The 22,816-nt window shown below is 68.9% G+C and carries 17 protein-coding genes and 1 tRNA gene; 15 read left to right on the forward strand and 3 right to left on the reverse strand.

Annotated elements, in window-relative coordinates; genetic code table 11:
• Window positions 1-48 precede the first annotated feature (48 nt).
• The 8 genes from NF557_RS07680 to NF557_RS07715 all read left to right on the forward strand — a co-directional run bounded on the left by NF557_RS07680 (window position 49) and on the right by NF557_RS07715 (window position 11,571).
• Window positions 49-1,287 carry a glycosyltransferase family protein gene (locus NF557_RS07680; RefSeq protein WP_252623313.1) on the forward strand — a complete coding sequence of 413 codons (1,239 nt, stop codon included), beginning with the start codon at window positions 49-51 and terminating at the stop codon, window positions 1,285-1,287.
• Entirely contained in the window at window positions 1,274-2,569 is a 1,296-nt protein-coding gene (locus tag NF557_RS07685; RefSeq protein ID WP_252623315.1) for a glycosyltransferase, read from the forward strand. The genes NF557_RS07680 and NF557_RS07685 overlap by 14 nt, the downstream gene beginning before the upstream one ends.
• A gap of 12 nt (window positions 2,570-2,581) precedes the next feature.
• Window positions 2,582-3,847, forward strand: a complete 1,266-nt coding sequence (locus NF557_RS07690) for a glycosyltransferase family 4 protein (RefSeq protein ID WP_252623319.1) — start codon at window positions 2,582-2,584, stop codon at window positions 3,845-3,847.
• Window positions 3,844-5,694: an ABC transporter ATP-binding protein gene (locus NF557_RS07695; protein ID WP_252623322.1), complete on the forward strand. Its 1,851-nt coding sequence runs from the start codon at window positions 3,844-3,846 to the stop codon at window positions 5,692-5,694. Before NF557_RS07690 ends, NF557_RS07695 begins: the two co-directional genes overlap by 4 nt.
• Window positions 5,691-6,998, forward strand: coding sequence for a phosphotransferase (locus NF557_RS07700; protein WP_252623325.1), 1,308 nt, complete (start codon window positions 5,691-5,693; stop codon window positions 6,996-6,998). The genes NF557_RS07695 and NF557_RS07700 overlap by 4 nt, the downstream gene beginning before the upstream one ends.
• Window positions 6,995-8,116, forward strand: a complete 1,122-nt coding sequence (locus tag NF557_RS07705; RefSeq protein WP_252623327.1) for a phosphotransferase — start codon at window positions 6,995-6,997, stop codon at window positions 8,114-8,116. Before NF557_RS07700 ends, NF557_RS07705 begins: the two co-directional genes overlap by 4 nt.
• 89 nt (window positions 8,117-8,205) lie before the next feature.
• Entirely contained in the window at window positions 8,206-8,829 is a 624-nt protein-coding gene (locus NF557_RS07710; protein ID WP_252623331.1) for a TetR family transcriptional regulator, read from the forward strand.
• Between the two features lie 120 nt (window positions 8,830-8,949).
• On the forward strand, window positions 8,950-11,571 hold the full coding sequence (locus NF557_RS07715; protein ID WP_252623333.1) for an MMPL family transporter: 2,622 nt from the start codon (window positions 8,950-8,952) through the stop codon (window positions 11,569-11,571).
• A 304-nt stretch (window positions 11,572-11,875) separates the two neighbouring features.
• On the opposite strand, the gene NF557_RS07720 is transcribed toward NF557_RS07715, so the two are convergent.
• Together NF557_RS07720 and pta are read right to left on the reverse strand one after the other, a co-directional pair.
• Complete coding sequence (locus NF557_RS07720; RefSeq protein ID WP_252623335.1) at window positions 11,876-13,090, reverse strand: acetate/propionate family kinase; 1,215 nt, start codon at window positions 13,088-13,090, stop codon at window positions 11,876-11,878.
• Between the two features lie 2 nt (window positions 13,091-13,092).
• Window positions 13,093-15,159, reverse strand: a complete 2,067-nt coding sequence (gene pta / locus NF557_RS07725; protein ID WP_252623338.1) for a phosphate acetyltransferase — start codon at window positions 15,157-15,159, stop codon at window positions 13,093-13,095.
• Window positions 15,160-15,284: 125 nt separating this feature from the next.
• Between pta and NF557_RS07730 the strand changes: the two genes are divergently transcribed.
• The 4 genes from NF557_RS07730 to NF557_RS07745 all read left to right on the forward strand — a co-directional run bounded on the left by NF557_RS07730 (window position 15,285) and on the right by NF557_RS07745 (window position 17,981).
• The gene (locus tag NF557_RS07730) at window positions 15,285-16,187 is read left to right on the forward strand and encodes an aminotransferase class IV (RefSeq protein WP_252623341.1); all 903 of its coding nucleotides are present in this window, start codon (window positions 15,285-15,287) and stop codon (window positions 16,185-16,187) included.
• 83 nt (window positions 16,188-16,270) lie between these two features.
• A tRNA-Val gene (locus NF557_RS07735) sits at window positions 16,271-16,344 on the forward strand.
• Between the two features lie 165 nt (window positions 16,345-16,509).
• A complete protein-coding gene (locus tag NF557_RS07740) occupies window positions 16,510-16,812 on the forward strand; it encodes a helix-turn-helix domain-containing protein (protein ID WP_252623342.1) in 303 nt (100 codons plus the stop codon).
• Window positions 16,813-17,027: 215 nt separating this feature from the next.
• Window positions 17,028-17,981: a tyrosine-type recombinase/integrase gene (locus NF557_RS07745; protein WP_280923992.1), complete on the forward strand. Its 954-nt coding sequence runs from the start codon at window positions 17,028-17,030 to the stop codon at window positions 17,979-17,981.
• A 22-nt stretch (window positions 17,982-18,003) separates the two neighbouring features.
• Here the strand turns inward: NF557_RS07745 and NF557_RS07750 are convergent, their stop codons facing one another.
• Entirely contained in the window at window positions 18,004-19,182 is a 1,179-nt protein-coding gene (locus NF557_RS07750) for an IS110 family transposase (RefSeq protein ID WP_252623391.1), read from the reverse strand.
• 1,271 nt (window positions 19,183-20,453) lie between these two features.
• On the opposite strand from NF557_RS07750, the gene NF557_RS07755 reads away from it, so the two are divergent.
• The 3 genes from NF557_RS07755 to NF557_RS07765 all read left to right on the forward strand — a co-directional run bounded on the left by NF557_RS07755 (window position 20,454) and on the right by NF557_RS07765 (window position 22,775).
• Window positions 20,454-21,074, forward strand: coding sequence for a hypothetical protein (locus NF557_RS07755; protein WP_252623394.1), 621 nt, complete (start codon window positions 20,454-20,456; stop codon window positions 21,072-21,074).
• Window positions 21,075-21,535: 461 nt separating this feature from the next.
• Window positions 21,536-21,985 carry a hypothetical protein gene (locus NF557_RS07760; protein WP_252623397.1) on the forward strand — a complete coding sequence of 150 codons (450 nt, stop codon included), beginning with the start codon at window positions 21,536-21,538 and terminating at the stop codon, window positions 21,983-21,985.
• Between the two features lie 250 nt (window positions 21,986-22,235).
• On the forward strand, window positions 22,236-22,775 hold the full coding sequence (locus NF557_RS07765) for an SAF domain-containing protein (protein WP_252624013.1): 540 nt from the start codon (window positions 22,236-22,238) through the stop codon (window positions 22,773-22,775).
• Window positions 22,776-22,816: the final 41 nt, after the last annotated feature.

The raw sequence follows: 22,816 nt of genomic DNA on the forward strand, positions 1-22,816 counted from the left end.
GTTCCCAGCGCGCCGAACCTCGGCGCACCCACCTCAGGAGGTGACCGGATGCGCCCCATGGCGAACGACCCGTTCCGGGTTCTGCTCTACTCCCATGACTCCGTCGGCCTGGGGCACACCCGACGCAACCTCGCCCTGGCGCACGCGCTGGCGGACCAGCTGCCGGCCCGGACCGGTCGTCCCGTCACCGGGATGTTGGTCACCGGTGTCGGGCACGGCACCTCCCTCGACCTCCCGGACGGCTTCGACGTGGTCATGCTGCCCGGCGTGCAGAAGACGGGTGCCGGCTACCGTCCCCGTCACGTGCAGGTGCCGATGGCCGACCTCATCGACATCCGCGGCCGCATGCTCAAGGGTGTGGTGGGCGGGTTCTCCCCGGACCTGATCATCGTGGACCGGCACGCCTATGGCGTCGACGGTGAGCTGCGCACCACGCTGGCTGACGTCCGGCGCTGGAGCCCGCAGACCACGGTCGTGCTCGGCCTGCGCGAGGTGCTCGACGAGCCTGAGGCGACCGACCGCGAGTGGGAGCGGCTGGGCGACCTGGGCGAGTTCCGGAGCCTGTTCGACCAGATCTGGGTGTATGGCGACAAGGAGGTTCACGACGTCCGCACCTCGGGGGAGGTCCCGGCCGAGCTGGCCGACCTGATCCGCTACACCGGCTACCTGGCCACCGGGCGGCACTGGACCCCCGAGGACCCGCCCACGCCGGTCCCGTTCGTCCTGACCATGGTCGGCGGTGGCAGCGACGGAGTCTCGCTCTGCCTGGCGGCGGCCCAGGCCGCGGTCCCCGCCGGCCACCAGCACGTCGTCGTCACCGGCCCGCAGATGGCCGAGGCCGACCGACTCTCGATCCAGGCCGTCGCCACCGAGGGGACCACGGTGGTCGACTCCGTCCCTGACGGCCTGGCCATGATCCGGCGGGCCAGCGCTGTCGTCTCGATGGCCGGCTACAACACCGTCTGTGAGGTGATGAGCACCTCGACCCCCGCTCTGCTGGTGCCCCGGGAGCTCCCGCGACAGGAGCAGCTCATCCGGGCTCGCAGCCTGCACGTCGCCGGCGCGATGGACCTGTGCCGCGAGTCAGAGCTAGCTCCCGCGCAGCTGGGGACGTGGCTCGAGGGCGCCGTGCGCCGCAGCCAGCCTCGTGACCACCTCGACCGGGATGGACTCGACGGGGTCGCCTCCATCGTCTGCCAGATCGCGACCTGCCCCGACACCGAACCCACCGCCGGTCTCACCACCAGCCTCACCACCGCCCAGGAGCTCTCCCATGTTGCCAGCTGACCCCTCGCTGACCCACCGCGCCGAGCGCATCGGCTATGTGCTCAAGGTCTATCCGCGCTTCTCCGAGACCTTCGTGGTCACCGAGATCCTGGCGCGCGAGGCCGCCGGGGAGGACCTGGCCATCTTTGCGCTGCGCCCCACCAGTGACGCCCGCTTCCACCCGGAGATCTCTCGGGTGCAGGCACCCGTGACACACCTGCCCAAGCCGGCCAAGCTGTCCGACGCCTGGACCGCGCTCCGGCTCGCCCAGCAGGAGGTGCCAGGTCTGGCCGACCGGCTCCCCGGCATACTCCCGGTGTTAACCCGGCTCGAACCGGCCGAAGCCATCCAGGGCATCAACCTGGCGGTCTCGGCCACCCGGGAGGGCATCACGCACCTGCACGCGCACTTCGCCTCCCTGGCGGCGCGGGTCTCACGTGTGGCGAGTGCGCTGACCGGCATCCCCTACTCCGTCACCACCCACGCCAAGGACCTCTTCCACGAGGACGTCGACCACGAGCTGCTCCAGGACGTGCTCACCCACGCCGACCACGTGGTGGCGATCAGCAAGTTCAACCAGGACCACCTGGTCACCACCTTCCCCGAACTGGCGGACCGGGTCGTCCTGATCCACAACGGTCTCGACCTGGCCAGGTTCCGCTATGCCGAGCCGCAGCCGGTCACCGGCCCGCTGAAGGTGGCTGCGGTGGGGCGCCTGGTCGAAAAGAAGGGCTTCACCCACCTCATCGACGCAGCCCGAGTGATCACCAAGCGAGCGGCTGGTGGCACAGCGGGTGCCCCGTCGGTCGAGGTCCGGATTGCCGGCGACGGGGAGCTGAGGGCTGAGCTGGCTGCCGAGATCACCGCCGCCGGACTCGGCGACGTCGTGGAGCTGATCGGCCCCCGGAGCCAGGACGAGGTGCGCGAGCTGCTGACCTGGGCTGATGTCATGGTGGCGCCCTGTGTCGTGGGAGCTGACGGCAACGCCGACGGACTGCCCACCGTGCTGCTGGAGGCCATGGCGATGGGAGTGCCGGTGATCGGCACCGACGTCACGGGGATCCCGGAGGCCGTGCGCGGCACCGGTCCGCGACCGACCGGCATCCTGCTGAGCGCCGACCAGCTCGCCGCCGGGGATGGCCGCGCCCTGGTCGAGGCCCTCACCGCGGTGGCCGCGGACGACTTCCCCCGGGTGGCGATCAGTCGTGCCGCCCGCGACCTGATCGAGAGCGACTTCAACACCGCGACGCAGTCGAGGCTGCTCGCCGACCACCAGCGCCAGTGTGTGCGCCTGGCGAGCTGAGAGGACCTGACCATGACCCGCCTTGCTTATCTGAGCGCCGACCCCGGCGTGCCCGCCTTCGGCACCAAGGGTGCCTCCGTGCACGTCCAGGAGATCCTGCGTGCGTTCCGTCTGCGCGGAGCCAGTCCCACGCTCTATACGGTGCGGACCGACGACCACGTGCCCGCCGACCTGGCGGACGTGCCGGTCGTGCACCTGCCGGTTGACAGCGACCGTGCCGACCGTGCGCTGCCGCAGCGCGAGCGTGTGGCCCGCCGCGAGCAGCGCCAGGTGCAGGTCGCCGGCGACCTGGCTGCCCGTGCCATCGCAGACGGTGCCGATGTCGTCTATGAGCGCTACTCCCTCTTCTCCACCGCCCTGGCCGAGGTCACGCAGGCCCTGGGCGTCCCCGGCATCCTCGAGGTCAACGCGCCGCTGATCGATGAGCAGGCCACGCACCGCCACCTCGTGGACCGGGACGGCGCCGTGCAGTCCCTGCGGACGCAGGTCGCCGCCGCCTCGGTGATCGCCTGCGTGTCCCGTCCCGTCGCCGACTGGGTGCTGCGCCACTGCCCGGACGCCGGCGAGCGGGTCCGGGTGACACCCAACGGCGTCAACACCGACCGCATCGTCCCGACCGCACCGTCGGCGGGCAGCAGCCCGACCGTCCTGTTCGTCGGGACGCTCAAGCCCTGGCACGGCGTCGAGGTGCTGCTGGACGCCGCGGCCGTCGCGCAGGAGGACTGGCAGATCCGCATCGTCGGTGACGGCCCGCAGGGTGTCGCACTGGCCGAGCAGGCGGAGCGCCTCGGGCTGACCGTTGACTTCCGCGGTGCTGTGGCCCCGAGCGAGATCCCTGCCGCCCTGGCCGGGGCCACCATCGCGGTGGCTCCCTACCCGGCGTTCGTGGACGGGGACGACTACTTCTCACCGCTGAAGATCTATGAGTATGCCGCGGCCGGACTCCCCGTCGTCGCCTCCCGGGTCGGGCAGGTGCCCACCATCGTGGGGCACGACGTGACCGGGCTGCTCGTCGAGCCATCCGACCCGCAGGCCCTGGCGGCCGCCATCGACGCCCTGGTGGCCGACCCGCAGCGGGCGCGCGACTATGGCGCCGCGGGTCGGGCTGTCGTCGAGGCCGCCCACTCCTGGGACGCGGTCCTCGGACAGATCCTGGAGGGTGTGTGTGACGATGCCCGGCACAGTGTCCCGCAGGACACGCACGACGGTGACGGGGATGGCGCGCACAACGGCGTCGTGGAAGGCGCTGGACGCGAGCACCTGGTGCAGATCGCATGAGCCGCACCAACAAGGCCCTGCAGGTCAACCGCTCTGCCCTCCGGCGCACCCTCGGGCTGGTGCGGCCGCACCTGCCCAAGCACGCGCCGATCCTGGCCGGCGGCGCCGGCGCCCTGCTGCTCGAGGTCGTCTTCCGAGTCCTGGAGCCCTGGCCGGTCAAGTTCGTCGTGGACGCGGTCACGCGCTCGCTCGGCGCGGACCTGGCTGAGCCGGGTCCGACGGCCACGACCCGGTTGCTGCTCGCCTGTGCCCTGGCGACGATCTCGATCGTCGGCTTCCGGGCCCTGTTCAACTATCTGGCCACCGTCGCCTTCGCCCTGGGAGGCTCCCGAGTGGCCATCGAGCTGCGCCAGCGGGTCTTTGCCCATGTCAACAGTTTGTCCCAGCGCTTCCACGCCAATGCCCGGTCGGGTGACGTGGTGCAGCGACTGATCGGTGACGTCGGCCGGCTGCAGGAGGCAGCCGTCAGCGCCGGCATGCCTCTGCTGGTCAACCTGTTCACCCTGGTCGCCATGGTCGGGGTCATGCTCTGGCTCGACCCGCTCCTGGCCCTGGTCGTCGTGGTGGCGGCACTGTCGTTCCTGCTGCTGTCGCGGACCAGCTCCGGCAAGATCACCCAGGCGTCCCGCAAGACCCGCAAGAGCGAGGGCGACCTGGCCAACATTGCGCAGGAGGCCCTCGGCGGGATGCGTGTCGTCCAGGCCTATGGTCTGGAGAGTGCGCTGGAGCAGCGTTTCAGCGGTCGCAACAACCGCTCACTCAAAGACGGCGTCCAGGCCCGGCGGCTGGCCGCAGGGCTGGAGCGGATGACCGACATGCTTGTGGGCGTGGCCACGGCGGTGGTGCTCCTGCTCGGTGGCTACCGCGTCATGCAGGGGGCCATGACCCCCGGGGACCTGGTGATCTTCCTGACCTATCTGAAGACGGCGATGAAGCCGCTGCGCGATATGGCCAAGTACACCGGCCGGATCGCCCGCGCTGCCGCCTCCGGTGAGCGGGTTGCCGACCTGCTCGACACCCAGCCCGAGATCACCAGTCCGGACAACCCATGGCGCCTGGGTCGGGCTCGTGGCGACCTCGAGCTGCGCGGAGTGCAGGCCAGCTATGACGAGGCCACACCGGTGCTGCGCGGCATCGACCTGGCCATCCCGGCCGGGCAGCGGGTCGCCATCGTGGGACCCTCAGGGGCGGGCAAGTCGACCCTGACGGCGCTGATCATGCGGATGATGGATGTCTCGGCCGGTGCCGTGCGACTGGACGGTGTCGATGTGCGCCGCCTGGACCTGACCGAGCTCCGCTCCCAGGTCGCCGTCGTGCTGCAGGAGTCGGTCCTGTTCAGCGGCACCATCGCCGACAACATCCGCTATGGCAACCTCGAGGCCACCAACGCGCAGGTGGGATGGGCCGCCCGGGCTGCTCGGGCCGAGGAGTTCATCCTCGCGATGCCCGACGGTTATGAGACTGTTGTCGGCGAACGCGGGGCCACCCTGTCCGGCGGTCAGCGACAGCGCATCGCCATCGCCCGCGCCCTGCTGCGACACTCCTCGATCGTCATCCTGGACGAGGCCACCGCCGGCCTGGACGGTGAAAACGCCCTCGCGGTGCGGGAGGCGATCGGGCACCTGACCCGTGGCCGAACGACCCTCGTAGTCACCCACGACGAGGCCACGGCCCGTGAGTGCGACCGCATCGTGTGGATCGAGGACGGCCAGGTCAGGTGGGACGGCCCGGCCGACGGCATCCTGCCCGACGGCGCCGCCTTCACCGGGTCGTCCGGCTCGCCCGACCGCGGAGCTGCGGACCCGGCAGCACCGCCCTCGCGGGTGCGGATCGGAGTGGGAGGGTGAGCGTCACGACCTCTCGCGCGAGCCGCGCCGTGCCAGTGAGCGGCCGGGTCACCGCCGACCTGTTGATCGACTCGGCGCGACTCTCCGAGCTCCTGGGACGACCGGCCCGCGCGACCAGACTGCGGCACAAGCCCGGCCTCTCCACGACAGCCGCGCTCATCGACCCCACCGGAGAGCAGCCCCCCGGGTGGGTCCAGGTGACCCACCCGGAGCACCAGGACAAGCTGAGCAACGCGCTACGACGGGCGGGGGAGCGCGGACAGCAGGTGCACCTGCGAGACGTGCCCGAGGCCCTGGCCCCCGGCCGCCTCCAGCTGGCCTGGGGCGGCTTCGACACCGACCCCCGTCTGCAGAGCGGCCTGGACACGGTGCGGGTGGCCCACCCCGACCTGCCCGAGGCGGTGCGCGGCGGTCGGCTGACCGTGCTGCGCTACAACCCGCACCGACGCCTCGTCCTGCACCGGCCGATCAATGGATGTCAGCCCTTGGTGCTGCGGGTGACAGCACATCGGCAGCGTTATGTGCAGCGCAACCTCGCCAGGTTGGCCGCAGCCGGCGTGCCGCTGGTGGCACCACTGGCCACCCACGGTCTGGAGCGGACGAGGCGGGTGAGCGTCTGGCCGTGGTTCGGCGAGGGCGACCTGCAGCACCGCAGCACGAACGACGCGCCGCCGGCAGAGATCGCTGCGCTGGCCCACGAGGCTGGTGAGGCACTGGCCCGGGTGCACCACACAGCAGACCTGATCGTGGAGGACAGCACGGAGCCACGCAAGGAGCTGCAGCGCCTGCGCCGGGATCTCGCCCACTGTGATCCCGCGGCGGGGGAGCGCATGGACGCCCTGAACCTTCGGGTCCTCAGCCTCATCGACGAGCGTCCCTGGGCGCGCGGCACCCTGCACGGTGACTTCTCCGCCGACCAAGTCCTCATCGCGACACCCGGCACCGACGGGGACCGGATCGCCCTGATCGACTTCGACCGGATCAGCACCGGCCCACTGGCCCGTGATCTCGGCAGCTTTGCCGCGCACGAGCTGCTGAACCACCCGGTCACGGGGGAGGGGTCGGAGGTCCCGGGGGAGCTGTCCATGACCGCCGCGCTGCTGCAGGGCTATGCCGTGAGCGGCCGTGCTTGGAGTGGTCGGCGGAGCGACACCACCCCCGACGGTTCCGCCGAGCACGATCTGCGCACCTGGACGGCCCACGCGCTGCTCCTGAGGGTGCTCGAACCGTTCCGGGCCGCTGAGCCCGCGTGGCTCGGCCTCATCCACCAGCGGCTGGACCAGATCGAGGAGATCCTGCGATGACGATGTCCAAGACCTCCACCGCGACGGTGGACGAGAGCTTCGGTGGGCCCGTGCCGACGGCGGTGCGCTGCGGCGACGACTTCCTGGTGATCCAGCGGGCCTGGCCCCACGAGCGTCAGCCGGGCGACGCGGGAGCAACGCTGACTGTGGAGGGGCGTGATGAACAGGGACGCCTGCGGGCGGGCCGGCTCGAGCTCACACAGGGCGGCGCCACCTCATCACCAGGCCCCGTGTGGCAGGTCCGGGCAGCGCAGATCACACCGCCGGGGTCTGATCCCAAGCTCGCGGGTCTGGCCGCCGCAGCCGAGGGACACACGGTGGTCGTGCACCGGTTCGGCAAGCGAGCGGTCATCGCCCGCACGGCCGACTACGTCAAGGTCGTGCGGGCGGGACGCGGACCCGGCGTGGCTGAGCAGGCCCGGCGGGGCCGAGAGCTCAGTCAGGCGTCCGGCTTCGCTGCACCCGAGGTCCTGACGGAGGCTGCGGACCAGGTGAGCTTCGGCATACTGGCCGGCCAGAGCCTGCACGAGGTGGGCGCCCACGCGCCCCTGGAGCAGTGGACGGCCACGTGGCAGCTGTGGGGACATCACTGGCAGGTGCTGACCGGGCTGCACGCGCCCGACCTGGCGCCCCACACCCCCGAGGACGAGGTCCGGGTGCTGCAGCGCTGGATCGGTCTGGCCGAGGAGTTCGGCGCCCTGCCACCCCGAGTGCTGGCGGGCCTGCGCGCTCGCGCGGACCGAGTCTGCGCCGTGCTGCTCGGCGGGGAGGCGCAGGCACCGGTCGTCAGCCACCGCGATCTGCACGACAAGCAGATCCTCGCGGACGGTGCCTCGCTCGGGCTGCTGGACTTCGACACGGCAGCGCTGGCCGAGCCGGCGCTCGACCTGGCCAACCTCTGGGTGCACGCCGGGCTCCGCGCGGACCAGCACCTGTGGTCTCACGAGCATGCTGAGGTCGCGCGGGAGGCCATCATGGGCCTGGCCGACCAGCTCGACGTGGAGCCGGAGCGCTTCGAGACCTATGCCGCGGCGACCCGACTGCGACTGGCCTGCCTGTATGCGTTCCGGCCGGCACACCGCGACCTGGCTCTGGCGTGGGCCGACAAGGTCGTGTGACTCGCACCGCGCGTCGCGTGACCGACATCACAGCTGCTGCACCGAGTGCAGGTTTGCACTGAGTGCAACTGTCGACTTATCGTGATCGGGTGACCACCACCCACCACACCCGGCGCGAGCTCAACAAGGCCCGCACGCGGGAGGCGCTGCTGGACGCGCTGCGGACCCAGCTCGCTCAGCGAGGCCTGACCGAGCTCAACGTCGAGGAGATCGCCGAGGCAGCAGATGTCTCCCGGCGCACGTTCTTCAACTACTTCCCGAGCGTCGAGGCCGCCCTCAGTGAGGCGATCTCGGTCCCGATCGGGCACATGGCGTCGATGCTCGGGGACCGTCCCGCGGACGAGCCGCCCCTGGTGGCCGTGCGGCGGGTGGTGGAGGAGTCACCGCTGCCGCAGCAGATGCTGCGCTGGGTCTCCAACGTGCGCTGCTCCTTCACCGAACGGCAGGGCTTCGCCGTCAACGTCTGGGCCTATCACCGAGAGCTGCTCGAAGAGATCCTGCGCGAGCGCCTCGGCGACAGTGATGCGCTGGCCGTCAGCTCGCTTGCCGGCACGATCATGGCGGTCTTTGACGCGACCGAGCGCGTCTGGTTCACCCCCGACGCCGAGGTCGATGAGGAAGCCACCGCGCGGTTCAACGTGCTCCTGTGCCGCGGGCTGGAGCTGGCCGCCTCCGGTTGGACGCACGCATCTGAGCCCCGAGCCAGCACCTGACCCACCGAACTGACCCACCGGTCGGCGCGCGCTCACCGACGAACGTGCGCACCGGCATACGACACCCAAGAGCCTGACTAAAGACCGCCGGACCACGGGTCCGGTCACGAGAGGACAACCGTGGCTTCCTTCCTGCACCGCCTGGGGCGTTGGTGCGCCAACCACCCGTGGCGCACCATCGTGGCCTGGGTCCTGGTCGTCGCTGCCGCCAGCACCGCCGCGGCGACGCTGGCCAAGCCACTGAGCAACGAGTTCAGCATCCCGGGCAGCCGCTTTGAGGCCGTGCTGACCCAGCTCAAGGCGGAGATCCCCGAGGCGGCGGGCGCCATGGGCACCGTCGTGTTCAGCAGCGACGATGGCTTTGACGACGCGGACCGGGCGGCCGTCGGTGACCTGATCGAGGAGTGGGGGCAGCGGGACGGGGTCACTGCCGCCATCGACCCGTTCTCCTTGCAGGCCCAGCTCGACGCCTCGGACGGCCAGCTCACCGACGCGCGCGAGGAGCTGCGCCAGGGCCGCGCGGGCATCGAGACCGGCTGGAGCGAGCTGCGCGCCGCCCAGCAGGAGATCGACAACGGCTGGACGCAGTATGACGGCGGCCTGGCCGCCCTGGACGAGAACAGGGCCGCGCTGCCCCCGGAGGCGGTCGCGGAGGCTGAGGCCCAGCTCGAGCAGGCACGAGAGCAGCTGGAGGCCGGACAGGCCGAGCTGGACGCGGGCAAGCAGGAGCTTGAGGCGGGAGCGGCCGAGCTGACCGCCGGCGAGGAGCAGGTAGCGCTGGGGGAGCGGCTGGCTGGTCTGAGCGAAGGCATGCGCTTTGTGTCGGAGGACGGCACGGTGGCCCTGGCCCAGGTGCAGTTCGAGCTGGAGGGTGCCGCGGTCGACCCCGAGATCGGAACCTTCCTGCAGGAGACCGGTGAGGCGCTCGAAGCGGACACGGGGATCACGGTCGACTACTCCCAGTCGATCGTCCAGGACATCGCGAGTGTCGTGGGCACCACCGAGGCCGTCGGCATCGCGGTCGCGGCGATCGTGCTGCTGGTCATGCTCGGCAGCGTCCTGGCCGCCGGGTTGCCGCTGCTCATGGCGCTCGTCGGGGTCGGCGTCGGTGTCGGCGGTGCGATGGCGCTGACCCAGGTCGTGGACATGAACAGCGCGACCCCCGCCCTGGCTCTGATGCTCGGTCTGGCCGTGGGCATCGACTACTCGCTCTTCCTGATCAACCGGCACCGCACCCAGCTGCGCCAGGGCATGGCGATGACCGACTCGATCGCGCTGGCGACCGGCACCTCCGGCAACGCCGTCGTCTTCGCCGGGATGACGGTCTTCATCGCCCTGGCCGCGCTGGTGGTCACCGGCATCCCGTTCCTCGGCGTGATGGGGCTGGTGGCTGCAGGCACCGTGCTGGTGGCGGTGCTGCTCGCCATCACGCTGACCCCGGCGCTACTGTCGCTGCTGGGCACCCGTGTGCTGGGTCGTCGACGGGGGACGGCGCGTCGGCAGGTGCCCGAGTACGCCGAGGACCCGGTGCGTGGTCGCGGTGGTTGGGCCGCCTGGGTGCAGCGCCGCCCGTGGGCCGTGATCGTCGGGGTGCTGGTGATCGTGGGCACCATGGCCTTCCCAGCCCTGGACATCCGTCTGGGGCTACCGGACGGGTCCTCCGAACCGGCCGACTCCACGGCCTATGCCACCTTCGACCTGACGCGGGAGCACTTCGGCGCGGGCGCGAACGGGCCCATCGTGGCGGTCGCGACGATGGACGCGCCGATCGAGGACTCCGAGTCGGCGCTGATGGAGGCGCAGGTCGGGCTCGCCGAGGACCTCGCGCACGTGCCCGGAGCGGAGTCGGTCGTGCCCTTCGGCGTGAGTGAGGACCGCACCACCCTGGCCTTCCAGATCGTGCCGGAGGGCGGCCCGGCCGAGGAGGTCACGGTCGACCTGGTGGGCAACCTGGACAACTCCGCCGACCAGATCGGCGAGGCGCACGCGGCAGAGCTGGGCTTCACCGGTGCCACCGTGGCCAACATCGACATCTCCCAGCAGCTGGCCGACGTGCTGCCGCTCTATCTCGTGGTGGTCGTCGGTCTCTCCCTGGTGCTGCTCCTCCTGGTCTTCCGCTCCATCCTGGTGCCGCTGCTGGCCACCGGTGGCTTCCTGCTGTCGATCGCGGCCTCCTTCGGCGCTGTCGTGGCCGTCTATCAGTGGGGCGTGGCGGACTGGTTGTTCGGTGTGCACGAGCCGGGACCGATCTTGAGCTTCCTGCCGATCCTGCTGATCGGAGTGCTGTTCGGGCTGGCGATGGACTATCAGGTCTTCCTCGTCACCGCGATGCGGGAGGCCCACGTGCACGGTGAGGAGGCCCGCCGAGCGATCGTCAGTGGTTTCAACCACAGCGCGCAGGTGGTCACCGCCGCCGCGATCATCATGATCTCGGTCTTTGGCGGCTTCGTCTTCGCGCACCTGGCGATGGTCCGCCCGATCGGGCTCGGCCTGGCCATGGGCGTCCTGGTCGACGCCTTCCTGGTGCGCATGACGCTAACTCCGGCCGTGCTCTCCCTGCTGGGGGAGAAGGCGTGGTGGCTGCCTCGCTGGCTGGACCGGACCCTGCCGGACATGGACGTCGAGGGTTCTCAGCTGGAGCGGTCGCTGGGGGTGGACACCTATCCCGACGGTGACGTCGACGTCGTGCCGGACGCGGCAGGTGCTGGCCACGACCACCAGCTGGAGCCGTCGCGGGACTGAGCCCTCGGCATACCCACAAAAGGCCTTGCCGTGGACGCTGCTGGCGTCGTACGGTCTGGGGACACGAGAAGGGAGGTGGTCCGGCCTGTGAATACCTATCGGACGCGTGAGGTGGCTGAGCGCTGAGCCCAGCCTTCGCCTGGCCTCCCTGCCTCGGCAGCGGCCAGAACCCGGACGGGTGACGCGAAAACCACTCAGTCACCGGAGCCCGTGAGCATGGCGTGCTGTCGTCCACCACGCCCCCGCGCACCCGCGCGGGACTCACGGGCTCTCGCCTGCCCGGTGTGGCGTTCCGTGGCCCAGCTCAGCTGTGGGCCAGCAACTGCATCGCCTCGCGGGCGATCTCCCACTCCTCGTTGGTCGGCACGACAAAGGCCGCGACCGCACTGTCAGTCGTGCTGATGCGGGTCTCGCCGCGGGCCGTCGCGTTGGCGTCCGCGTCGAGCTCGATCCCGAGCAGCCCCGCGCGCTGGAGCACGGCCGCCCGCAGCTCGGTGCTGTTCTCCCCGATGCCGGCAGTGAACGCCACGGCGTCCAACCGTCCGAGCACCAGGGCGGACGAACCCAGGTGACGCACCAGCTGCTGCACGACCACGTCGAACGCCAGCGTGGCCTCCTCGTCCCCGTCAGCGCGACGCTGCTCGATCGCACGGAAGTCGCTGTCGCCGGCCAGACCCTTGAGACCTGACTCCTTGTTGAGCGCGTGGTCGAACTCCGGCAGCGTCAACCCGCTCACCCGCGACAGGTGCGCCGGCAACCCCGGGTCGAGGTCGCCCGGCCGGGTGCCCATCACCAGGCCCTCGAGCGGCGTCAGCCCCATCGAGGTGTCGACGCTGCGCCCACCCTCCACGGCGCAGGAGCTCGCGCCGTTGCCCAGGTGCAGCACCACCACGTTGGTCTCCTCGAGCGGGCGCCCCAGGAGCTCGGCGGTGCGCCGCGACACATAGGCGTGCGAGGTCCCGTGGAAGCCGTAGCGCCGGATATTCAACGTCTGCCGCCACGCCAGGGGCACCGCATAGGTGAACGCTGCGGCCGGCATCGTCTGGTGGAAGGCCGTGTCGAAGACCGCGACCTGCGGCAGGTCCGGGAACGTCTCGAGGGCCACCTCAATGCCGGCGATGTTGCCCGGGTTGTGTAGGGGAGCTAGCGGCACCAGCCGGCGCAGCGTCTCCAGCACCTCGTCGTCGATGCGCACCGTCGAGGCGAACTTGGCCCCACCGTGCACCACCCGGTGACCGACCGCCCCCGGGGCAGTCTCCCGCAGGTCTGGACCATGCTCGGCGAACTGCACGGTGAGCAGCTCAAACGCGGCAGCGTGGTCTCGGACCTCCTGCTCGGTGACGTGGTCGGTGCCGTCGACGGTATGCCGTGCGCTCCCGTCGTCGAGGCCGATCCGCTCGATCAGTCCGGTCGCCAGGGACTGGCCCGTGTCGGCGCGGACCAGCTGGTATTTCAGGGAGGAGGACCCGGCGTTGATCACCAGGACCGGCGCTGCGGGGTCAACCGGGTCGGACGGCATACTCACTTCGTCTCCTTGGCCTGGACCGCGGTGATGGCGACCGTGTTGACGATGTCACGGACCGTCGCACCACGCGACAGGTCGTTGACCGGCTTGCGCAGGCCCTGCAGGACCGGACCCACCGCGATCGCCTGGGCGCTGCGCTGGACCGCCTTGTAGGTGTTGTTGCCCGTGTTGAGGTCGGGGAAGATCAGCACGGTCGCGCGCCCGGCCACCGTCGAGTCCTTCAGCTTGGTGGCGGCGACGGCTGCGTCGACCGCGGCGTCATACTGGATCGGCCCCTCGACCTGCAGCTCCGGAGCCAGCTGCCGGACCAGCTCTGTCGCCGTGCGCACCTTGTCGACATCGGCACCCGTCCCGGAGCCTCCCGTGGAGTAGGAGAGCATCGCCACGCGCGGCTCCACCCCGAACTGGGCGGCGGTCCGGGCGGAGGAGATGGCAATGTCCGCGAGCTGCTCGGCCGTGGGGTCGGGGTTGATGGCGCAGTCGCCATAGACGAGCACCTGGTCGGCCAGGCACATGAAGAAGACCGAGGAGACGACCGAGACCCCCTCGTCGGTGCGGATCACCTCAAGCGCGGGACGGATCGTGTGGGCCGTGGTCGTGATCGACCCAGAAACCATGCCGTCGGCGTCACCGTTGAGCACCATGAAGGTGCCGAAGTAGGACGGGTCGACCACCGTGTCGATCGCGCGGTCGAGGGTGACGCCCTTGTGGGCCCGCAGCTCGGCATACTGCTCGGCATAGGCCTGGCGACGCGGGTCGGTCGCAGGGTCGACGCAGGTCGCCGCCTCGATCCGCAACCCCAGCGAGGTTGCCCGAGCACGGATCTCGTCCTCCGGCCCGAGGAGGATGAGGTTGGCAACTCCGCGGGTCAGCAGTTGGTCGGCGGCGCGCAGGATGCGCTCCTCCAGTCCCTCCGGCAGGACCACGGTGGCCGCCGCCTCCCGGGCCCACTCCGTCAGTCGGTGCTCGAACATGCGCGGCGTCACGATGCCGGAGGCGCGGGTGACGCCCTGGGGCAGCAAGGCAGCGAGGTCCAGGTTGGCGTTGACCAGCGCGACGGCCTCTTCGATCTTGCGGTGTGAGCCGGACGCGATGCGAGGCCGTGCGCCATAGCACTTGGTCGCTGTGGTGAAGGTGCCGTAGGAGGTGGTGACCACGGGCAGCTGGACCTCAAGCCCCTCGACCAGCCGTCGCACGTGCGGGTTCAGCGGGAAGCCGCCGTTGAGGACGATGCCCGACAGCCCGGGGAAGGTGCTCGCCCGGTGGGCCTGCAACGAGGCGAGCAGGACCTCCTCACGGTCGGCGGGGCAGATGACGACTGCGCCCTCCTTGAGCCGGTCCAGGACGTTGGGCATGGTCATGCCGGCCACGATCAGGCTCATCGACTCCTGGTCCAGCAGCGCCTCGTCGCCCAGAAGGAGCTCGCCGTCGACGGCGGTCATCAGGTCACGAACCGTGGGCGCGGCGAGGATCGCGTTGGCCGGCAGGACGTATGCGGAGTGCTCACCGAGGTGCTGCGCCAGCGCCGCCCTAGTGGGCTCGACCTGGTCGGGGGCGACCCGGTTGGCGATCACCCCGAGGACGTCGGCGTGGCGGATCCTTGCCTCGTGCACGTTGAGCGAGGCAGCGGTCACGACGTCCTCGGCGGACCGGTCGATGGCGGGCACCACGAGCATCATCGGTGAGCCGATGTTGGCGGCGATGCTGGCGTTGACGGAGAACTCTGTGGGGCCGGGGATGTCGGTGAAGTCGGAGCCGACGACGAGGACGGCGTCGTGCGCGTCGGCATACTGGTGGAAGCGGTCGACGACCTCGCTGATGGCACCCTCGGCGTTGGCATGGATGCGGTCATAGGTGACCCCGACCGCCTCAGCCTCCCCGAGCGGCGAGCTGGCCCGCGGCAGGAGCAGCTGGAGCACATGGTCTGGGACGTCGTCCTGGACGATGGGCCGGAAGACCCCGACCCGGCCGCCGAGGCGGGTCAGCTGGGCCAGCAGCCCGAGGGCAACGGCGGACTTGCCGGAGCGGGACTCCGCCGAGGCGAGATAGAGACTTGTAGGCACCCTCAGAACCTATCGCCCTGCACGCAGTCTGGGATGGGGGCACCCGCTGAGCCGATTGTCCGGGACTCCGGGCCTGTCGGCATACTCCGGCTGCTTGCGTCTGCAGGTCGTGAGAGTCTGACCAGATGAGTGCAGACCGGATCAGGGTGTGGGTTGATGGCCAGCGGGTCGACGAGGGGCCGGCGATCGCGGCGCTCGATCACGGGGTGACGGTCGGCGACGGAGTCTTCGAGACGGCCAAGATCATCGACGGCCAGGTGTTCGCGCGCACCCGCCACCACGACCGGATGGACCGCTCGCTGGCCGGGCTGGGCCTCGGGACTTTGGACCGGGAGCGGGTTGACGAAGGCATCGAGGCCGTGCTGCAGGACGAGATGATCGAGTTCGGACGGCTGCGCTACACCATCACCGGGGGAGTGGGTCCGCTGGGCTCGGACCGGCTCGACTCCCCGATGACCTACATCGTCACGGCGGGGGACCAGCCGCGGCCGACGCCCGCAACCACCGTGGGGGTGGTCCCCTGGATCCGCAACGAGCGGGCCGCGACGGTGGGCCTGAAGACGACGTCGTATGCCGAGAACGTGGTTGCTCTTGCTGCCGCCAAGAAGCTGGGAGGCACCGAGGCGATCTTCGCCAACGGCGCTGGTGACCTGTGTGAGGGCACGGGGTCAAACATTTTTGTCGTGCGCGACGGGGTCATCTTCACCCCGCCACTGGAGTCCGGTCCCCTGGCAGGGATCACTCGGGCCCTGACGATCGAGTGGTGCCGTGAGGAGGGTCTGGAGGTCCGTGAGGAGGCGCTGCCGCTGTCGGTGCTCGGCGAGGTCGATGAGGCCTTCCTGACCTCCAGCACCCGCGACGTGCAGGCGATCGCTGCAGTCCGGGTCGTCGGCGCGCAGCAGACGCTGGCGGGGGAGCTCCCGGCTGCGGACCTGTCGGATCGTCACCTCGGTGACCTTCCCGGGCCGGTCACCGCCAGGGCAGCTGAAATCTTCGCCCGCCTCGGCAGGGAGCGCCTAGACCCCTGACCCGGCCCACCCACCATCCTCCAGGGGGAGGCGACCCGGATTAGGATGGGCCGACCGCGACGGGTTAAAGTAACCGCCGATCGGGACGTGTAGCTCAGCTGGTTAGAGCGCTCGCTTCACACGCGAGAGGTCAGGGGTTCGAGTCCCTTCACGTCCACCCCTCTCCAAGCGTCTGACCTGCGGAAACACGCAGAACTCATCAGTGCGCTGGCTCCGAGCCAGGCGAATAAATACCAGAACACATACCAAACGCGTACCACGATCAACGCGTTGCGCCGTCCTCAGACACCCTGACAGCGGGTTCGCCCGCATAGGGAACTGTATGAGCGAGCGGACCTCCACCCCACTGATGCCGCGCGAGTTGTGGACCGCGCCCCAGCTTGCCGACTACCTCGGCAAGCCGCTCAAGTACGTCTACAGGCTCACCCACGAGCGACGCATCGACCACTACGTCATCGGTCGCGAACTGCGCTTCGACCCGGAGCACGTCCGGTCGTTCCTGGATGAAGCCCACTACGCGGTGCATGTCAGTGACGAAACTGCCGAGCAGGCCCCCGAAACCGCCACAGTCCTTCCGCGCATCGGACGCCCCAGGGGTCACCGAAATGATCGGCATGTGACATGAAGCCCAAGCAGAAGCCGAAGACCGCAGCCGATCGGCGCAAGCTGTCTCCGGGGGTCGGGCTGAGCTCCTACCCGTCTGGTCGGGTCGCCTACCGCTACCGCTGGACTGACAGGACCGGCAAGAGGCAGGTCGCGACGTTTGACACCGCTGACGAGGCTGAATTCTTCCGGGTCCGCATTCTGTCCGATCCACAGGCCGAGGCAGTCACCCGGACCATGACGTTCACCTCGTGGTGGGAGCGGTGGATGGAGCCTCGCGACCTGTTGCCCTCAACCAGGAAGGGCTACGAGTCCCTGGCTCGCAACCACATCTTGCCTGCTGTGGGTGATCTGCGGCTGTGCGACATCAGGCCCTCGCACTTGGTACGGATGCACGCCGACATGCTCCAGAAGAAGGGCTTGTCTGACAGCCACGCCGGCAAAGCGCTAGAACAGGTGGGAGCCTGCCTGCAAGACGCTGTGGTCGAAGGGATACTCGCCAGCAACCCGCACGCGATCATGCCGCGTCGAAAGCGTCGGAGCGCAGGGACGCAGAAGGATCAGTACGCACTGACGGTCTCGGAATTGATCGCTCTCGAGCGGGCGATGGATGCGCACTGGGCCGTCCTGGTGCCGTTCATCGCAGAGACCGGCCTGCGCATTGGTGAGGTCTCCGCCCTGACCGTCGGGGACGTCGACCTGGACAACGGACGGGTGAGCGTGACCAAGTCCCGCAAAAAGACCGGCGAACTGGGCCCACCCAAGTCGAGGGCCGGCTACCGGACGGTGCCGACCCTGACGAGCACCACGACAGAACGGTTGCGGATGAAGATCACGGACCAGACCCTAACCAAGCAGTCACCATTATTCGCCGGCAAACGTGGAGGAATCCTCAACCAGGACAACTTCCGCGGCAGGGAGTGGGCTGACGCCGTAACCAAGGCCGGTCTAGACAAGCTGGCTGACGGACGACCCGCACCGACACCCCACACGCTGCGTCACACGGCCATCACCATGTGGATGCAACGGGCCCACCTGTCCCCGTACCAGGCAGCCCGGCTCGCGGGACACGAGACCAGCGTCGTCACCGAGTCCATCTACTCTCACCTGAATCCCGGCGAGCTCGGGTTCGTCAGAGACGCGATGGAAGGGTGGGGAAGGGCAAAGCTGCGGGCAGTCAGTGATGACTGAGGGTCGTCTGACTGCCCATTCCCTACGGCGTCGCGTGGGGTCGGCTCGACCCAGGGGACCCCCAGCCTGCGGCCAACATACTGTCCGACGGGTCCCCAAACTTGAGTACCGGAAGGGAAAGGTGGGTGGACGCGATGGGGTCAGGCCCCGTTCTGTAGACGAGCTCGGGCAGGCGTCGTTTGAGCGATCTAGGCAGTCGTGATGCTGAGTCATTGCTTGCCGCTGTGGCGATGCGGGTCGTACACGGTGTCGGTGGTCCAGCAGGCCCAGATGACACGGACGCAGCCCCGGGCCAGGATCCGGACCGCGTGCGGATGGCGGGCTCCACGTGTGCCCGCGCGCGTCGGTAGCAGTCGCTGGCCCCGGCCGAGGAGTGGCGGGAGTTGTCGGCGAAACTGGTGATTGCCACCCGTGCCTGCTTGTTGGCGGTGTAGCGGAACCCGACAGTGCGGGACTTTCCCGAGGCCTTGGTGACCGGTGCTGCACTGCAGAGGGCGGCGACTTGCTCGGGGTTGTCACAGCGTTCGAGCAGAGGCCCGATCTCCGCGATGAGACGCGCCAGGCTGACCGTGGCAGTCCGCGGCAACGTCTGCAGCAGTGAGGTTTTGGGGTGTGCCGCTAGGGCGGTGGCGATCTGCTGTTCCAGCACGACGATCTGGCCGTTCAGCATCCTGATGTGGATGATAGAGGCGCCGACGATGACCGTAAGCACGCTCGGTGCGATGGCGGAGGCGCTAACCGGCGCGGCGCGCAGTCGCTGGACCAGTTCGGCTGGGGACTCGCCACCGCGGTAGCTGTGACGGTGGCAGAACTGACGCATCCTGCCCTCGCCGAGGTGTCGCGCTGACTGCGGTGCCGGATAGTCGGCCAGGAACGCCAACGCGATCGGTGAGGTGAGCTTCTGGAAGATGAGCGCGGCTCCGGGCCAGTGTTCAGCCAGGATGGCCCACAGCTGGTTGGATGCCCCCGCGCGTGCCTGCACCAGAGCGGTCCGGGCCCGCACGAGTGCGGCCAGTTCACGTGTGGGCTGCGCCACCGGCTCCACTCGGCGCAGACGGTGGTTGTCGGTGCGGGCGTAGTCGGCGAGCATGAACGCATCAGCGCTGTCGGACTTGGCTCCGGCCGACCCCCATGGGGGGCGGGCTGCCTTGAACGCGGCTGGCTCGACCATCATCACGCGGTGCCCGGCCTGAGTGATCAAGCCCACCACCAAGCACTCACGCGCGCACGCTCGCCACCGGCAGCGCGGCCGGGTCGCCCCGTTTGGCGAGCTGGGCGAATAGCGAGGCAATCTCGCATCGCGCGACTGACCTGCGCGCGAGGTCGTTGCCCTGGGGCGTGGCCCGTTAAGGTCTACGCGTGACGATTCCTGGTATTGGGGCGAGCGACCGACATGAGCAGATGCTGCTCGAGCGGGTGGCAATTGCGTCAGCCGAAGCGCACCGAGCGGACGCCGAACTGAGAGCGGCTCGAGACAGACGCGACACCGCGATTAGGGCGGCAATTAGGGCGGGCATAGACCCGTTGGTCGTCACGGAGCAGGCGGGCATGTCGCGTGGATTTGTCAGTCGCGTTGTCAACGCACCTCGATAGTCCTACGCGGCGCGCCGTTGTTCCTCACGGATCTGGAGCCCTCTCTGCGCAAACTCCTAGCACGCCACGTGCTGGCGTACGGTCCGCTGTTCGCTGACCTGGAAACTAGGCCGACGGCTGCGATCTAGCGACCTGCGGCCGGGAGTAGCCTCATGAGACGGTCAACGTCTTCAGGATCCACGCGGAGAATCCGCGGGCCGCTCCGGTAGGCGGGCAAGCTTCCGTCCGAGATACGGCGTCGTTGCGTTCGCTGGCTGATACCAGTTCCTTCGGCCGCTCCGGCCAAGGACTCGTAGTGCCGCCGGGTCGTTGACTGTGTCGGGCTGTGTGCGCTCATGCACTCTAAACGCCCTGCGCGTGTCTGGGAGCCAGCACCCATGGCGTGGACCCCAGAAGGCAAACAGCACATCTGTCTGAGGCGCCCATGTGGGGGCGCGGGGCCAGTAGCGCCTTGTGAGGCGGCGAAGGCGTTGGTCGAAAAATGGGACGACTCGTGTCTGTCGGGGGCGCCCTTGACGACAACGATCGCACTTGAAGTCCCGGCGACTCCTGTCTATCTGTCGCACGTGCTGACCAGCACGAACGTTTTGGTCGCACAAGGCGGTGCCCGACCGGACGCCACGGTCCGACACGAGAACGGGCCGAACCGAAACCCAAATCTGTCGAATCTTTACCTGATCATTGGTTTCTGCTGAGGATCTTGGGTCTACGGTCGTTAAGACGTGCCGGAGCGCAGTGGGATGACTGGGGCAACCTGCATGTCGGGCTGTGGACAACAAAAGCGGGGGTTGGCAGACCAGTTCTACAGTGCGGAACGTGGCTGATTGAGTCCCAGAACACAGCTTGGGCCGCTTTGGGCGGTAAACGACGGAGAAACTCATGATTCTGACGACCTCCCGGACCACGGGCGCGTACTTGACATTCGCGACGTGCCTCGCGCTTGTGGCGTGTAGCGATGCTGTCGACGAGGCGCCCACACCCTCCACGACAGACACCTCAACAGCAAGCACCTCCGACCCGGCCGTGACCACCTCGACACCGTCGGCCGATGGCAGCGTCACCACCACGGCGCCGCCGGATCAGTCGGCCGAGGAGCACGATCAGGCCGACATTAAGGAAACCCTTGAGCTCTACACCGGGGCGATGACGGCCGCGTTCAACGGCGAAGCGTCGATCGAGGAGATCTACCCTTACACCAAGGGCACGGCACGCGAGCAGTGGACAACCGAGGTCATGGCCGCCGAAGCGCAGGGCTACACCTTTAGCGGGGAAACTCAACTGGAGGTGCTAGAAGTCTCGGTGGATGGAGACTCAGCGACCGTGTTGGCGTGCGCAGACGTCTCGACTGTCGAGGCGATCGACGAGAACGGTGACTCGATCATCGCGGAAGATCGACTCGACCGGACGCTGAACGACTTCGTCCTGGTGCGTGACGACTCGGCGGCCGTGGGCTGGTACGTCGTGGAAGACACGAACAGGAGCGAGCCGTGCGACGGTTGATCGCCCGCTTCTGCGCCCTCGGGGTAACCCTGGGCTGCTCCCTTGTCGTGCTTTCCGGCTCACCGGTTCAAGCTGAGCCAGAGTGCAGGGAGAAGAGCAAACTTACTGGACAGTGCTTGGTTTACGTCACGCCGCCTCCGCCGGATTACCCGTTACCTCCGGGTGTTAGCCCGGGCGAGCCGGGAGACCCGGGTGTCCACAACTGTGTCGACCCTGTGACTGGCACTGACTACGCGTGCATCGTGGGTGACTGGTACTGGTCGTATGAGTGGGCTTGCTATACGAAGTATGCGGAGCCTCAGCCGCCGTGGAGTGACCCGGTGTGGTCGGGCAGTACGGAGGGGGCCGTCTTTTGGTGCTCTCGTGGTGTCACTTTGACGGACCGCTTTCCAGCGGACACGGTTGCGCGGTGGGCGCCGTCTCCGCCGTGGGGTGCCCCGCAGGATCCGAGGGATCTGGCGTTGGCCGCGATCGAGACGATGAACTTGCGGGCGATAGAAATTGGGATTGTTCCTGAGCAGGGCGCGAACCGAGTCGGGCTTTTGGGGTTGCCGACGTGGATGTGGGTGGATGACGTGGAGGGGTCGACCTGGGGGCCGATCACGCGCACCGCAACCTCGGGCCCGTGGTCGGTGACCGCCACTGCTGAGGTGGACCGGATCGAGTGGGACATGGGTGACGGAACTGTCGTGACCTGCACGACGTCCGGGACTGAGTACCAGGACGTTTACCAGGACGCGGACAGTCCGGACTGTGGCCACCGGTATGAGGACCAGGGGACGTTCGCGGTGTCGGCGACTTCCTACTGGGTCATCACCTGGTCGGGTATCGGACAGTCGGGAACGATCGAGATGGACTTGACGCAGGACGGACAGATTGTGATGGGGGAGGCCCAGGTGCTGAGCCAGTAGTTCGCCAAGGGCGGGATCCAACTCGGGGAGGCAGACCTCGAGCCACAAGGGCACAAGCGACGGGGAGAGCGAGAGTATGGCCAAGAAACTGGACCTGGCAGAGGGCCAGCCCGGCAGTGGTGGCGGATCTTTGCCACCTACCACTACGACACCAACCGAGCCCACGGTGGCGGCGCCGCCGAAGTTGCGGCGGCGCCCGGTCTTGGCCCTTGCTGGGTTGGCGTTGGTCATCATCGGTGCGTTGGCTGCGGTGTGGATCTACCTGTTGAGCAGCGAGGCCGTGGAGGCCGTCGCGGTGCGGGAGACGGTCATGCGGGGCGCGATGATCGAGGCGGGCGACCTGGTGACGGTCCGGGTGAACCCGGACCCTGCTCTGCAGCTCGCGCCGGGGGAGCAGATGGACTCGTTCGTGGGCCAGCGAGCAGCCCGGGATCTGAGTGCCGGCAGTCTGGTCACGCGGGAGGCGGTCACCGAGCAGGTGATGCCAGCTGGTGGGCTTTCGATGGTGGGGTTGGCGTTGACCCCGGCGCTGATGCCGGGGGAGGCGCTGCTGGTGGGGGACTCGGTGCGGATCGTGGCCACGCCCGGTCAGGGGGGTGACCCGGCAGATTTTGAGGCCGCGGGCACGTTGTTCCCGGCCGAGGTGGTGGGTGTGAGCCGTTCGTCGGTGGACTACGCGGCTGAGACGGTTGTCTCGGTTCTGGTGCCGCAGGGTCAGGCGGCGCAGATCGTGCAGTGGGCCTCGGCGGGGCGGGTCGCCCTGGTGCTGGACAGCAGGGAGACGAACTGATGGCTGTGATCGCGTTGGTGTCTGCCTCAGGCTCTCCGGGA

This window comes from Ornithinimicrobium cryptoxanthini (assembly GCF_023923205.1).
Taxonomy (GTDB): Bacteria; Actinomycetota; Actinomycetes; order Actinomycetales; family Dermatophilaceae; genus Ornithinicoccus; species Ornithinicoccus cryptoxanthini.